11 protein-coding genes are annotated in these 15,021 nt (G+C 59.3%); all 11 read left to right on the forward strand.

What is annotated here, in order from left to right:
- Window positions 1-247 precede the first annotated feature (247 nt).
- The 11 genes from dnaE to ABAC402_RS39250 all read left to right on the forward strand — a co-directional run bounded on the left by dnaE (window position 248) and on the right by ABAC402_RS39250 (window position 15,006).
- Window positions 248-3,670, forward strand: coding sequence for a DNA polymerase III subunit alpha (gene dnaE / locus ABAC402_RS30320; RefSeq protein ID WP_023449523.1), 3,423 nt, complete (start codon window positions 248-250; stop codon window positions 3,668-3,670).
- Between the two features lie 575 nt (window positions 3,671-4,245).
- Entirely contained in the window at window positions 4,246-5,052 is an 807-nt protein-coding gene (rpsB, locus tag ABAC402_RS30325; protein WP_040409913.1) for a 30S ribosomal protein S2, read from the forward strand.
- Window positions 5,053-5,333: 281 nt separating this feature from the next.
- Window positions 5,334-6,239 (forward strand): translation elongation factor Ts, encoded by a 906-nt coding sequence (gene tsf / locus ABAC402_RS30330; protein WP_023449525.1) that lies wholly within the window; start codon window positions 5,334-5,336, stop codon window positions 6,237-6,239.
- Between the two features lie 141 nt (window positions 6,240-6,380).
- Window positions 6,381-7,106, forward strand: a complete 726-nt coding sequence (gene pyrH, locus ABAC402_RS30335; RefSeq protein ID WP_023449526.1) for a UMP kinase — start codon at window positions 6,381-6,383, stop codon at window positions 7,104-7,106.
- Window positions 7,107-7,122: 16 nt separating this feature from the next.
- The gene (frr, locus tag ABAC402_RS30340) at window positions 7,123-7,680 is read left to right on the forward strand and encodes a ribosome recycling factor (RefSeq protein ID WP_023449527.1); all 558 of its coding nucleotides are present in this window, start codon (window positions 7,123-7,125) and stop codon (window positions 7,678-7,680) included.
- 133 nt (window positions 7,681-7,813) lie between these two features.
- On the forward strand, window positions 7,814-8,587 hold the full coding sequence (uppS, locus tag ABAC402_RS30345; RefSeq protein ID WP_235079948.1) for a polyprenyl diphosphate synthase: 774 nt from the start codon (window positions 7,814-7,816) through the stop codon (window positions 8,585-8,587).
- Complete coding sequence (locus ABAC402_RS30350) at window positions 8,568-9,416, forward strand: CDP-archaeol synthase (protein WP_023449529.1); 849 nt, start codon at window positions 8,568-8,570, stop codon at window positions 9,414-9,416. Before uppS ends, ABAC402_RS30350 begins: the two co-directional genes overlap by 20 nt.
- Complete coding sequence (gene dxr / locus ABAC402_RS30355; protein WP_023449530.1) at window positions 9,416-10,618, forward strand: 1-deoxy-D-xylulose-5-phosphate reductoisomerase; 1,203 nt, start codon at window positions 9,416-9,418, stop codon at window positions 10,616-10,618. Before ABAC402_RS30350 ends, dxr begins: the two co-directional genes overlap by 1 nt.
- Window positions 10,619-10,699: 81 nt before the next feature.
- Entirely contained in the window at window positions 10,700-11,848 is a 1,149-nt protein-coding gene (locus ABAC402_RS30360) for an RIP metalloprotease (protein WP_235079949.1), read from the forward strand.
- A 59-nt stretch (window positions 11,849-11,907) separates the two neighbouring features.
- Window positions 11,908-14,286, forward strand: coding sequence for an outer membrane protein assembly factor BamA (gene bamA, locus ABAC402_RS30365; protein WP_023449532.1), 2,379 nt, complete (start codon window positions 11,908-11,910; stop codon window positions 14,284-14,286).
- A gap of 18 nt (window positions 14,287-14,304) precedes the next feature.
- On the forward strand, window positions 14,305-15,006 hold the full coding sequence (locus ABAC402_RS39250; RefSeq protein WP_023449533.1) for an OmpH family outer membrane protein: 702 nt from the start codon (window positions 14,305-14,307) through the stop codon (window positions 15,004-15,006).
- The last annotated feature ends 15 nt before the right edge of the window (window positions 15,007-15,021 follow it).

Below are 15,021 nucleotides of genomic sequence, written 5' to 3' on the forward strand. Positions count from 1 at the left end.
ATCTCCATAAATTCAAATATGTATATGATTTGTTCCCATTGTGAACAGATTCCTGTTGCAGTGAGAACAAATGGAGAATATAGAACAAAACAGGAATAAAGCTGTTGAGGATGTGGACAAATGGTTAGTGCGGTTCATAACGTGTTGTCTTTCGCCGCCGTTGCGGGTTTTGTTGTGGTCATGTGTCATCTGATGTCGCTGGCCGCCTGAGTCGTAGCCAGCCTGGACACAGGCAGGAGCGTTAGCCGTGAGCGAAGACTTCATTCATTTGCGCGTGCGCTCGGCCTATTCGCTCCTGGAAGGGGCGGTCAAGGCCTACGATATGGGCAAGCTGGCCCATAAGAACGGTATGCCGGCGGTTGCCATCACCGACCGGTGCAATCTTTACGGCGCGCTCGAATTTTCCCAGGCCTGCAAGGATGCCGGCGTCCAGCCGCTTGTCGGCTGCGCCCTCCCGGTCAAGGGCATTGGCGGTACGCCGACGGAAAAGTGGGCCCGCATCCCGACCCTCGTTATCCTGTGCCAGAACGAGCAGGGCTGGCTCAACCTCACCAAGCTGTCGTCCATCGCCTACGTCGAGTCCGACAATATGGACGAACCGCATGTTACCTGGGAGCAAGTTACCGCACATTGTGAGGGCCTGCTGCTGCTGTCGGGCGGTTATGACGGCCCGGTCGACGTCCTGTTCCGCCAGAACCGGCCGGACGAAGGCAAGGTGGCTCTGCAAGCCATGCTGCAAGCCTTCGGCGACCGGTTCTACATCGAGCTTCAGCGTCACGACGGCCGGCCGAAAGGCAGCGCCACCGAGGCAGGCCTGGTCGAGTTCGCCTATGGCAACGACGTTCCCCTGGTCGCCACCAACGATGCATATTTCGCCGCGGCGGAGCTTTATCGTGCCCACGAAGCCCTGCTGTGTATCTCCGACAGCACCTTCATGGGCATCGACGATCGCCGCAAGGTCACTAAGGACCACTGGTTCAAGCCGGCTGCTGCCATGCGTGAACTGTTCGCCGACCTGCCCGAAGCCTGCGACAACACCATCGAAATCGCCCGCCGTTGCGCCTTCCTGGTCAACAAGCGCGATCCTATCCTGCCGCGCTTCGACACGGGCGCGGGCCGTAACGAAAACGAAGAACTGGCCTGGCAGGCGCGCGAAGGCCTGAAGATGCGCCTGAAACAGGTCAAGCTGGCCTGTCCCGAGGAAGATTACTGGGCGCGGCTGGAACGCGAGATTGGCGTCATCCAGAATATGGGATTTCCCGGCTACTTCCTGATCGTTTCGGACTTTATCAAGTGGGCCAAGTCGCATGGCGTGCCGGTCGGGCCGGGGCGGGGGTCCGGCGCCGGCTCGCTGGTCGCCTGGGCGCTGACCATTACCGACCTGGATCCGTTGCGGTTTGGTCTGCTGTTCGAACGCTTCCTCAATCCTGAACGGGTCTCTATGCCCGACTTCGACATCGACTTCTGCCAGGAACGCCGCGAAGAGGTCATCTCCTACGTCCAGCACAAATACGGCCGCGACCGCGTGGCCCAGATCATCACCTTTGGTACGCTTCAGGCGCGCGCCGTGCTGCGAGACGTCGGCCGGGTGATGCAACTGCCGTTGGGTCAGGTCGACCGCCTGTGTAAAATGGTGCCGAACAACCCGGCTAACCCGACCACCCTCGCGCAGGCCATCGAACTCGAACCGCGCCTGCGCGAGGCCAGGGACGACGACGAGCAGGTCAAGAACCTTCTCGACACGGCGCTGAAGCTCGAAGGTCTTTACCGCAACGCCTCGACCCACGCCGCCGGCATCGTTATCGGCGACCGCCCGTTGACCGAACTGGTGCCGCTCTACCGTGATCCGCGTTCCGACATTCCGGCGACCCAGTTCAACATGAAGTGGGTGGAAAGCGCCGGCCTGGTCAAGTTCGATTTCCTGGGGCTGAAGACTCTGACCGTGCTGGACCGCGCCGTGCGTTATCTCAAGAAGCGCGGCGTTGATATCAACTTCACCACCTTGCCGCTGGACGATACGGCGACCTATGAGCTTCTCGCCTCAGGCCAGTCGATCGGCGTGTTCCAGCTTGAAAGTCAGGGCATGCGCGATACCCTGCGCAAGATGCGCTGTTCGTCGCTGGAAGAGATCACCGCCCTGATCTCGCTCTACCGTCCGGGCCCGATGGACAATATCGACACCTATGTCGACCGCAAGTTCGGCCGGATGGAGATCGACATGCTCCACGCCAGCCTGGAGCCGGTGCTGAAGGAAACCTACGGCGTCATCATCTACCAGGAGCAGGTGATGCAGATTGCCCAGGTCCTGTCGGGCTACAGCCTGGGCGAAGCCGACCTGCTGCGCCGCGCCATGGGTAAGAAGAAGAAGGAAGAAATGGACCTGCAGAAGGTCCGTTTCATCACCGGCGCCAAGGAGAAGGGGGTTGCGGAATCGCAATCCGACTTCATCTTCGAACTGGTCAACAAGTTCGCCGGCTACGGGTTCAACAAGTCGCACGCCGCCGCCTACGCCTTTATTTCCTACCAGACCGGCTACCTCAAGGCCAACCACCCGGTCGAGTTCTTCGCCGCCTCGTTCAGCCTCGATATCGCCAATACCGATAAACTGGCCGTCTTCTACCAGGATGCCCGCCGCTTCGGCGTAACCATCCGCCCGCCCGATATCAACCGGTCCATGGCCGATTTCGACGTCGAGAACGGCGAACTGCTCTACGCCTTGGGCGCCATCCGTAACGTCGGCTTCGAAGCCATGCTGAGCGTAGTCCAGGCGCGCGAAGAGGGCGGCAAGTTCACCGACCTGTTCGATTTCCTGGAGCGGATCGACCCGAAATCCGTCAACAAGCGCGCCATTGAAAACCTGGCCAAGGCGGGCGCCTTCGATTCCCTCCACCCCAATCGGGCGCAGATCGTGGCCGCCGCCGACATGCTGGTCGCCTATGCCCAGAGCGTGGCGGCGGAACGCGCTTCGGCCCAGGTCAGCCTTTTCGGTTCGACCGAAGCCTCGCGCCCACGCCTGCCCAAGGTGTTGGCGTCGGCAGGACCGGAACGGCTGGACGAGGAACTGGCGGCTATCGGCTTTTATCTGTCCGGCCATCCGCTCGAGGACATGCTGGATGTCTTTAAGCGCCGCAAGATCACCCTCTATGCCGAGGCCGTGGGGCTGGCCCTGGAGGGCCATGACGCCTTCCGCATGGCCGGGATTGTCCGTCGCCGGCAAGAACGTGCTGCGGCCGGCTCAGGTGAGAAGTTCGCCTTCGTCACCCTGTCCGACCCGAGTGGCGAGTACGAAGTCCTGTTCCCACCGGAATCGCTGCGCCGTTGCCGCGATCAACTGGAGCCGGGCGCCTCGATCGTTCTCAAGGTCCGTTGCAAGGGCAAAGAGGGCGAGGTCCGTTTCTTCGGCGACGAGGCTGGTCCGATGGCGACCAGCCTCAAGACTGATGATCTGGGTTTGAAATTGCACGTCTCGGCCCAGGTCATCAACCTGGCTGACCTGCGCGCCCAACTTGAGGCGTCGAAACTGCCGAACGGTGGCAAGATCAGCCTGTTGAGCGACCTGGCGGGCCAGGGTCAGATCGAGTTCGACCTGCCGCACCGCTATAGCCTCGACGCCCACCTGCGCGGCCGCCTGAAAGCCATGCCGGGCGTCCTGTATTGCGAAGACGTGTAATTCCAACCCGCGAAAATCTTGACTCTTCGTGGGTTGGCAAGCGCGCCAGAGAACGTACTTCGGGCGCCCGAGCTTTTGCGAGGAGCCATGGGGGACGCCTAATCCGGCGCTTGAGCTAAAAAAAAGCGAATACCAAGCGTCATTCTTTATGAGGCTTGGTATAAGTCTTGTTTGGCCATCCCTGTAGACGGTCGAAATTGAGTGAGCTTTTCTTTCTTGTACGTCCCCAACAGGCGGGGAGGTACATGACAAAAATTTACCTCCCAACAGCTCACAGCTCCTCATCTGATTCCCGTGTCCTTTTAGCGACGGACAGGCTCCTCCGACGCGCTGACGAAGTTGAGCGAAATCCTTCACAACCACTTTGTCAAATCAGGCCACACCTCGTTTCAACCGAACCCATTTTCTTTACCGCAAGGCTTGATTTTTTCCGAAATTGTGAATAGGTGCACGCCATCTCACACGCAGGCGCGCGCCTTCTCCAAATGGCGATAGCGTTCCGAGGTCTTCATCCGGCATGGGCTGGACGGACTTTTCTGTCTGCGGCGGATTATCGGAAGAAGGATACCCTATCTATGGCTATGCCAGAAATCTCCATGCGTCTGCTCCTCGAAGCCGGCGCCCACTTCGGCCACCAGACCCACCGCTGGAACCCGAAGATGGAACGTTACCTGTTCGGTGCCCGCTCGAACATCCATATCATTGACCTGTCGCAGACCCTGCCGCTGTTCCATCAGGCGCTCCTGAAAGTGCGCGAAGTGGCCGCCGCTGGTGGCCGCGTACTGTTCGTCGGCACCAAGCGTCAAGCCCAGGGCCCGGTCGCCGTGGCCGCCAAGCGTTCGGCACAGTACTATGTCAACCACCGCTGGCTGGGCGGCACGCTCACCAACTGGCGCACCATCTCGGGCTCCATCGCGCGCCTGCGTGAGCTGGAAAACGTTCTGGACAGCAATCCGGCTGGTCGTTCCAAGAAGGAACTGCTGACCCTGACCCGCGAGCGCGAAAAGCTGGAGCTTTCACTGGGCGGCATCAAGGACATGGGCGGCATCCCCGACCTGATGTTCGTGATCGATACCAACAAGGAAGCGATTGCCATCCAGGAAGCGCGCAAGCTGAATATACCGGTCATCGGCATCCTCGACTCGAACTCGGATCCGGATGGCATTACCTATCCGGTCCCGGGGAACGATGACGCCGCCCGCGCATTGCAGCTGTACTGCGATCTGATCGCTGACGCGGTCCTCGATGGCCTGGCCGCCGGCCAGGTCGCCTCGGGTGTCGACCTGGGCGCCGCGATTGCCCCGATGGAGCCGGCTCTGGCTGAGCCCGCACTCGCACCCGCGGCTGAAGAAGCCCCGGCGGACACTACCGCCGAGGTCTAATACCAACCCGCGAAAATCTTGACTCATCGTGGGTTGGCAAGCGCGACTGCGCGCCCGAGCTTTTGCGAGGAGCCATGCGGCGCTTGAGCTGAAAAAAGCGAATACCAAGCGTCATTCTTTATGAGGCTTGGTATAAGGCTTCTTGTGTAACCGGCCGACGGAAGTTCGGCCGAGTGTTTTCGCGGCAGCCTGGGCCGGAGAGGTCCCGGCTGTCGCTAATATGACATCTATCGCCGCTAAGGCTGCGGCGATTTTAATCTTACTGATTCTGGAGGATTTCCATGGCCGAGATCACTGCTGCCCTGGTGAAGGAACTGCGCGAAAAGTCCGGCGTAGGCATGATGGACTGCAAGAAGGCGCTGTCGGAAAACGACGGCGACATCGAAGCATCCCTGGACTGGCTGCGCGCCAAAGGCCTGTCCAAGGCGGCCAAGAAGGCCGACCGTATCGCCGCCGAAGGTCTGGTCGTTATCGCCACCAGCGGCACGACCGCCGCAGCCGTCGAAGTCAACGCTGAAACCGACTTCGTAGCCCGCAACGACCTGTTCCAGGCCCTGGCTCGCGCCGCCGGCCAATCGGGGCTGACAGCCAATTCGGCCGAGGAGGTTCACGCTTCGGTCGAAGACCAGATCACCCATCTGATTGCCACCATTGGCGAAAACATGATGGTTCGCCGCTTCGCCAAGCTGAGTGTTTCGCAAGGCGTCGTCGCGACCTACATCCACAACGCCGTCGCACCGGACCTCGGCCGTATCGGCGTGCTGGTAGCGCTCGAATCTGCGGGTGACCCGGCTGTGCTGAACGAAGTCGGTCGCAAGATTGCCATGCATGTCGCTGCCACCCAGCCGCAGTCGTTGACGACCGACGACCTCGACCCGGCCGCCGTCGAACGCGAAAAGGCGATCTTCACTGAGCAGGCCCTAGAATCGGGCAAGCCGGCTCAGGTCGTTGAGAAGATGGTTGAAGGCCGCATCCGCAAGTTCTTCGAAGAAGTCGTGCTGACCAAGCAGGCCTTCGTCATGAATCCGGATCAAACCATTGAGCAATTGGTCGCCGACACAGCCAAGCAACTGGGCACGCCCGTCACCCTGACTGGCTTTACCCGCCTGGCCCTGGGCGAAGGCGTCGAAAAGAAGCAGGACGACTTCGCTGCCGAAGTCGCCGCCATGACCGGCGGCGTCGCTTAAGCGGGATTGGCCATAAAAAGAACAGGGCGCGGACGTTCGCAACGTTCGCGCCCTTTTCTTTGCAGGCACAAAGCGCTAAACCCGGCGCGGGGCGCGGCATCCAGGCCGATTCATTGGCCACTTGATTCACCGGAGAGCACTATGACCGCGACGGCGGCGCTGAAATACAAACGCATACTGCTCAAGGTCTCCGGCGAAGTTCTGATGGGCGAGCAGGGCTTCGGTATCGACATGAAGACCGTGCAGGCAGTGGCCGAGGAAGTCGCAGAAGTCGCGCGCCTGGGCGTTGAGTTGTGCCTGGTCATTGGCGGTGGCAACATCTTCCGTGGCCTGTCCAAGGCCGCCGTCGGCATGGAAAGGTCCAGTGCCGACTATATGGGCATGCTGGCCACGGTCATGAACGCCCTGGCCATGCAGAATGCGCTTGAAAAGCAAGGCATCGACACCCGCGTCCAGTCGGCCATCCAGATGAACGCCGTATGCGAACCGTTCGTCAGACGGCGCGCTATCCGCCATCTCGAAAAGGGGCGAGTCGTGATCTTCGCTGCCGGCACCGGCGCACCTTATTTTACCACGGATACCGCGGCCGCTCTGCGCGCGGCGGAAATGACGTGTGATGCCCTGTTCAAAGGGACTTCGGTGGACGGCGTCTATACTGCTGACCCGAAGAAGGATCCGTCCGCCGAACGCTACGAGAAACTCACCTATCTTGAAGTCCTGTCGCGCGACCTGAAGGTAATGGACGCCTCCGCCGTGTCGCTCATGCGCGAGAACACCATCCCCATCGTTGTTTTTTCCATCCGTACGCCCGGCGCGCTGAACGAAGTGATCCACGGACGAGGAACCCACACCGTCATAACCAACTAAAAGAAGGGTGCAATTCATGGCAAAGCCCGATCTCAACCGCTACAAGGAACGCATGGACAAGGCCGTCCTTGCGCTCAAGGAAGACTATTCCGGCCTGCGCACCGGCCGGGCCTCGGCCTCGCTATTGGATCAGGTGGTCGTCGACGCCTATGGTTCTACCATGCCCCTGAACGCTTGCGCTGCCGTTAGCGTCCCCGAACCGCGCATGATCAATGTCAGCGTCTGGGACCGCGGCCTGACGATTTCGGTGGAAAAGGCCATTCGCAATTCAGGTCTCGGCCTGAACCCGATCACGGATGGCCAAACCCTGCGCATCCCGATCCCGCCCCTGACCGAGGAACGCCGCAAGGATCTGGTCAAGATCGCCGGCAAGTATGCCGAAACTCAGCGAGTCGCCGTGCGCAATGTTCGCCGCGAAGCCATGGACGACTTGAAAAAGGCGGAAAAAGCATCGGAGATCAGCGAGGATGAAGAAAAGAAGGGCAGCACGGAGGTGCAAAGCTTTACCGACGCCGCCATCAAACGCATCGACGAGGTTCTGAAGACCAAAGAAGCCGAAATTATGCAGGTCTAAAGCGCAATCCGATAAAGTGGACGCCACTTTTCGGATAGACTGCGCGATAGAATAGAAGTTTAGAGCGGCGTTTTTGATTCCCTTCAAAACGCATCCTGCTCGCGTGTTGGGCGGTAACCTGGGAAGTCGCATCATGCCGTTAGGCTCCATGGATGATCGTGAAGCGTTCCGACTGGCCGAAGGCCTGGAGAGTCTTCACGTCGCTATCATCATGGATGGCAATGGCCGCTGGGCCAAGGAGCGCGGCCAGATACGCACTGTCGGGCACAAGGCCGGAGTCGACGCGCTGAAACGTACCATAACTGCGGCCGCCGAACTCGGCGTGACCCATATGACGGTTTTCGCTTTTTCGACGGAGAATTGGCGTCGGCCCGAAGCCGAGGTCAGCGACCTGATGGGACTTTTGCGTGCTTTCATTAAGGCTGATCTCGCACGGTTGCGCCGTGAAGGCGTTTGCGTCCGCATCATCGGTCAGGAAGCCGGCCTGCCGCCTGACATCGTCGGCATGGTTGCCGACGCACACGAACAAACCAGGGATAATTCACGCTTTTTCCTTCAGGTTGCACTAAACTACGGCGCGCAAGCCGATATCGTTGAGGCCGCCCGCGTGTTGGCGCAACAAGCCCGGGACGGCCTAATCGATCCTGAGGCCATCACGCCGGAAAGCTTCGGCGCCAGCCTGTCGACCCACGGCCTGCCGCCGCTGGACCTGCTGATCCGCACCTCGGGCGAGCACCGTTTATCCAACTTCCTGTTATGGGAGGCGGCCTATGCCGAGTTCGTTTTCCAGGACATTCTGTGGCCGGACTATGGGCGTGAGTCCCTGAAACAGGCTCTCGATATATTCGCCCGGCGCAATCGCCGCTTTGGGGCGGTGGATCCGGGACATGCCGCCCAATCCGCCTGAAACGCCAGCACGCAAAACCGTCGTCGGTAAACGGACCCGCGAAGTGCTGGTCCGCGTGGCCTCTGCGTTCGTCCTGATACCCCTTGTCATCAGCATACTCTGGCTGGGTGGCGTCTGGTTCCTTACGCTGATAAGCGTTGGTGTCGCGCTTTTGTGCATCGAGTGGGGTCTCATGGCCTCGCCGCGCGCCGGCGCCCGTCTTGCCGCTGCCCTGACGATGTCGGCCTTGGCCGCCGTGTTTACCGGCTATCTCGGCCATCCCTTGCTGTCCTTCCTGATCCTGCTGTTCGGCGCGCTGTGCACGGGGCTGTATGGTTATCGACTCGGGGCCGGCTGGATGGATGCAGCTTATGGCGTTCTCTATGTCGGCGTTCCCGCGATTATTCTGATGTGGCTGCGCGAATCGAACCACGGCTTCGACTGGGTGATGTTTGCGTTCCTTATCGCCTGGGCGTCAGACAGTGCGGCCTATGTTACCGGCAAGATAGTTGGCGGGCCCAAGCTGTGGCGGCGGTACAGTCCGAACAAGACCTGGTCTGGCTTCGCTGGCGGCATGATCGCCGGCATGCTGACGGCCGGCGCGCTCAACGACCTGACCCACCTGTTCAAACACAACATCTCGCCGCTGATCGTCGGCGTTCTGGTCTCCCTTGCGACCATGGCGGGCGATCTTTGGGAATCGGCGTTGAAACGGCGTTTCGGCGTCAAGGATGCCGGCAGCCTTATCCCTGGCCACGGTGGTCTGATGGACCGTGTTGACGGGCTGATGTTTGCCATTGTCGCACTTGGGGCTATAAGGCTACTCGTTCTTCTGGGTACCGAAATCTGATGACACGGCGCATTTCCATCCTGGGCTCGACGGGGTCCATCGGGGTTTCCACTCTGCGCCTCCTCGATGAAGTTGGTGGCGACTTCGCCATTGAAGCCCTGATTGGCGGGCGCAATGTCGATCTGCTGGCGCAACAGGCTCTCAAATATCGTCCCGCCATCACCGTACTGGCTGATCCGTCGCAATGGTCAGCCTTGCGCGACCGCCTGGCCGGCAGCGGGCTGGAGATCGCCTGTGGCGAAGACGCTGTCTGCGCCGCGGCGGGCCGCAAGAGCGATCTGGTCATGGCGGCCATTGTTGGGATCGCCGGCCTGAAACCGACCTGGGCTGCAGCTGGGACCGGCGCCATACTCGCATTGGCCAACAAGGAAAGCCTGGTCTGCTGCGGCCGCGCCCTGATCGAGCGGGTGGAAGCCCATGGCGGCCGGGTGCTGCCGGTCGATTCCGAGCACAATGCCATCTTCCAGGTGCTGGATGTCAACCAAAAGGACAAGGTCGCACGGCTTGTCCTGACGGCTTCCGGCGGGCCTTTTTGGGGTCGCAGCCGAGCCGAACTGGGCCAGGTGACGGTTGAACAGGCGCTGAAGCATCCCAACTGGTCGATGGGTGCCAAGATCACCATTGATTCGGCGACCCTGGCCAACAAGGGCCTGGAACTGATCGAGGCGGCCTATCTGTTCGACATGCCGGGCGAAAAGATTGATGTCGTCATCCATCCGCAATCGGTTGTCCATAGTCTGGTCGAATACCGCGACGGTTCGAGCCTGGCGCAGCTTGGCCCGCCCGACATGCGCGTGCCGATCAGCTATTGTCTGGGATGGCCCGAGCGTGTCGCCTGGCAGGCACCGAAGCTCGATTTGGTCGGGATGAAGACCCTGACCTTCGCCGCACCTGACGAAAGCGCTTTTCCGATGTTGCGGCTGGCGCGTGAAGCCCTGGCGGCGGGGGAGGGCATGACGACCGTATTCAACGCTGCCAATGAGGTCTGTGTCCAAGCGTTTCTGGACCGCCGCATCGGATTTTTACAAATCGCCGAATATGTCGAAACTGCCATGATGCGGGCTCAATTGCCCTCTATCTCTTCCAAAGATCACACAAGTCGTGATATGTCGGTGCAGGGTATAGCTTTTGCCTTGGATATTGATGCCCAGGTGCGACGGTTGGTGGCGGATTTGTTCTTCTCCGCAAGACAGCATGTTTAAGGGCACGACACGTATGGAGGACGGCGCTTGCTAAATTTCATTATCGGCATAGTTCCGTTCCTGATCATCATTTCTCTGATCGTGACCTTCCATGAACTCGGGCACTATTGGCTGGCACGTCTGTTTGGCACCCGAATTGAACGCTTTTCGGTCGGTTTCGGCAAGATTCTCCTGCGCCGCAAGGACAAGCGCGGTACAGAATGGTGCATCAGCGCGTTGCCGCTGGGCGGTTATGTCAAGTTCGCCGGCGACGAAAATGTTACATCGATGATGCCGTCTATTGCCGAGTTGGAGGCGTCACGAGAGTCAATTACGCGCAAAGAAGGCGCCGACGCTGTTAAGGAATATTTCCATTTCAAGCCGTTGTGGCAGCGTTTTTTGATTGTCCTGGCCGGTCCTGTCGCCAATTTCGTTTTGGCCATTTTGGTTTTCGCACTCCTCTTCGCTACGTTCGGGGATCGCACGACCCCGGCGACCATTGCCAAGCTGGAACCAGGCGGCGCAGCAGAAGCCGCGGGCTTTCTTGTTGGAGACACTATTCTGTCGATTGATGGAAAAAAGGTCCATGACTTCGCTGACATGGCCGTCCTGGTATCGCTGCGACCGGACACGCCAACGCGCTTTGTCGTCGATCGTCAGGGCAGTCGGGTGGATTTGGTGGCGACCCCCAGGCGCGTACCCATGGACGATAAAGGTCCTAATCCAAATTTGACAAAAGGTCAGTTGGGAGTTGAGACGGAGCGTCGTGACGTCTTTGTTCGTTACAACCCGATTGAAGCCCTTATCAAAGGCAATGACGAAACCTGGAAGGCCCTTGACACCAATCTGACCTATGTCGGTCGAATTTTTTCAGGCAAGGAGAATGGGAATCAGATCGGCGGAATCGTCGGCATGACCAAGGCGACGGGTGACATCACGGCGGCGGCAACCCAGGTTCAGGCGCCATGGTGGTTCACTGCCTTGAGCCTGCTATACACCTACCTGACCCTGATGGCCTATATCTCTATTGCCGTCGGGTTTCTGAATTTGCTGCCCATTCCCATGCTGGACGGGGGACACCTCGCGTTTTATGCCTGGCAGGGTGTGACCAGAAAACCCGTTTCGCCGGAAATCCAGAATGCGGCCTTTCGCATTGCCGTAGTGCTGGTATTAGGCTTAATGACATTCGCCTTATGGAACGATTTGAATAATACGGGGTTCGTCAAGTTCCTCGGGGGGTTGTTTTCATGAGGCAGTTGATACGTCGCGTTGCTAATATATCTTCCCGGACCACTCAGACCAGAGGCCCTATGACCCTTTCCCGCTCACTCACACTTGGCGTCAGCGCCCTGGCACTGGCCGGCTTGGCTGTCGCCGCGACAGGGGTCGAAGCGCGCACCTACATGCAGGAAGAGCCCGCCGGCGCCCAGCAACCGCGCGCGGCCACGGCCTATGTCAGCGCCATCCGGGTCGAAGGCAATGAGCGCATCGACAACCAGACCGTTGTTTCCTACCTGCCGTTCCAGGCCGGCGCGACGGTCGATGCCGAGCTGATCGACCTGGCCGTCAAGACCCTGTACCGCACCGACCTGTTTTCTGACGTCCAGATCCAGATGCAGGGCAGTGAGATGGTGGTGACCGTGGTCGAGAGCCCCATCATCAACCAGGTTGTCTTCGAGGGCAACAAGGCCATGACCAAGGACAAGCTGCGCGAAGAAGTGCAGATTCGTCCGCGCGGCGTATTCACCAAGGCCAAGGTTCAGGAAGACGTTCAGCGCATCGTCGAACTGTATCGCAAGGGGGGCCGTATCTCGGCTACGGTAACCCCGAAGATCGTCGAACTGCCGCAAAAGCGCGTCGACCTTATTTTCGAAATCGATGAAGGCGCCAAGACCGGTGTGTCCCAGGTCAACTTCATCGGTAACCGCGCCTTCTCGGACAACGACCTCAAAGGTGTTGTCATTACCCAAAAGTCGTTGTGGTGGAAGTTCTTCTCGTCGAATGACAACTACGACCCGGACCGTATGGACTACGACCGGGAGCAGTTGCGCAAACACTACACCAATCGTGGTTACTACGACTTCCGCATCCTGTCGGCGGTTGCCGAGTTGACGCCGGACCGCAAGGACTTCGTTATCTCCTACACTCTGGACGAAGGTGAAAAGTACAATTTCGGCCGCGTCACCATTAAGACCGACAATGACAAGCTGAAGGCTGAAAACCTTCAACGCGCTATCGCCATCCGTCCAGGCCAGCTGTATGAAAGTGACCGTGTCGAAAAGGCTGTCGACGACCTGACCTTCGCCGCAGGGTCTTCGGGCTTCGCTTTTGTCGACATCCGTCCGCAGGAAGAGGCCGATCCCAATACCAAGAAGGTCGATCTGATCTTCAACGTTCACGAAGGCGCGCGTGTCTATATCGACAAGGTCAACATCGTCGGCAATACCCAGACGCTCGACCGCGTCATTCGCCGCCAGATGCTGGTGTCAGAAGGCGACGCCTATAACAAGGCGTTGCTGGAACGTTCGCGCATCTATGTCGCCGGTTTGGGGTTCTTCAAAGAGGGCGAAGACGGCGTCAAGATAACCGAAAAGCCGTCACCAGCAGCCGGCAAGACCAATATCGAGGTCGCTGTGATCGAACAGCCGACCGGCGAACTTTCGTTTGGCGCCGGGTTCTCGTCGATCCAGAAGTTCATTCTCGACATCGGCATTTCGCAGCGCAACTTCCGCGGCACTGGCCAGGATATCCGCGCCCGCATCCAGACGGGTTCAATTCAGAAGGATATCGACTTGTCCTTCACCGAGCCGCGCTTCATGGGCCGAAACGTCTCCGCGGGCTTCGATATCTTCTCCAGTTCCTATCGCTATCGCGGTGTCGACTTCCGCACCGAGTCGAGCGGCGCGGGCTTGCGGCTGGGCTATAATCTCAATGGCTATTCGGTCCTGCGTCTGCGCTATAATATCCGCAAGGACTTTATTTCGACGACCGCCAACAACTGCGACAGCCTGCTGTACAGTTGCGGTAACGGTCTGACCTCGTCGGTCGGTTACTCGCTGTCCTATGACCGCCGCAACGACTTCATTCAGCCGACGCGCGGTTGGATGGCTATTCTGCGCCAGGACATTGCCGGCCTGGGCGGCGACGTCAAATATGTCTCGACCGAAGGCGAGGTTCACTGGTATCACGGGTTCCGCAAAGACATGATCTTGCACGTCTCGGGCTCGGCCGGGTCCAAGGTGCCGTGGGGCGGCGACTCCATCCGTATCAATGACCGCTTCTTTAAGGGCGGCGATACCATGCGCGGCTTTGAATACGCCGGTATGGGCCCGCGCGATACGAGTTCCACCTACGCCCTGGGCGGCCAGACCTATGCCATCGGTACGGCGGAACTGGGACTTCCCAATGGCCTGCCGGAACAATATGGCCTTAAAACAGCTTTATTTCTCGATATAGGTACACTTGGAGGTATCGACAAGTCGCTGAAGGTCTTCGGTCCAGGCACCACCAATGCCGGACAGATAAATGACAGCATCAAGGATGATTTTGCGGCTCGCGTTTCGGCGGGTATAACTATCCGTTGGAAGTCGCCCATGGGCCCAGTCCAGTTCGATCTAAGCCAGGTCCTGTCCCAGGCCGAATACGACAAGGTCGAAACTTTCCGCTTCTCGCAATCCACTCAATTCTAAAAAAAAAGCAGCCTCACCATGAAAAAGACATCGCTCGTCGCTCTCGTCGGCATCCTGGGCTTGACCGCCGCAGGCCAAAGCTTCGCCCAGGCTACGCCGACGCAACCTACCTTCGGTGCCGCCATTCCGGGCCAATGCGTCCTGGACACGGGCCGGGCTCTGGCCACTTCCAAGATGGGGCTGGCTGCCACGGCGCGCCTCACCCAGTTGAACGCTCAGGTACAGGCCGAACTGACCGGCGAAAACGACGTTTTGGAAGCCGAAGGAAAGCAGCTTCAGGACACCCAGAAGACGTCGTCGGCAACCGATGCCGGCAAGAAGACCTGGGAAGGCAAGGCTCAGGCCTGGGCTCAAAAGGGAGAAGCGTTGCAGCGCAAGGCGCAGATTCGCGAATCCGAAATGCGCGCCACGCAGCAGATCGCCATGCAAACCGTCATGGAAAAAATGATCCCTCAGATCAATTCCGTCGTCACGCAGAACAAGTGTTCGATGGTCGTTCAGGCCGATGGTCTGTTACAATACCAGGCGACGGGCCCAAACAATCAGCCCATAAGCTTCACCTATGTGAATCCGTCGATGGACATCACCAGCGCGGTCGTGCAAAAGATGGATGCTTCGGGTGAGCAGTTGCCGCAAATTAACCGCTATAACCTCGAACAACAACAGCAAGCCCAAGCCGCGCGTTCTGCTTCCGCTCAAGGGGCTGCGCCTAAGAAATAGTATGAGTCGACCGCC

Origin of the sequence: Asticcacaulis sp. AC402 (assembly GCF_000495835.1) — a bacterium.
Classification (GTDB): Bacteria; Pseudomonadota; Alphaproteobacteria; order Caulobacterales; family Caulobacteraceae; genus Asticcacaulis.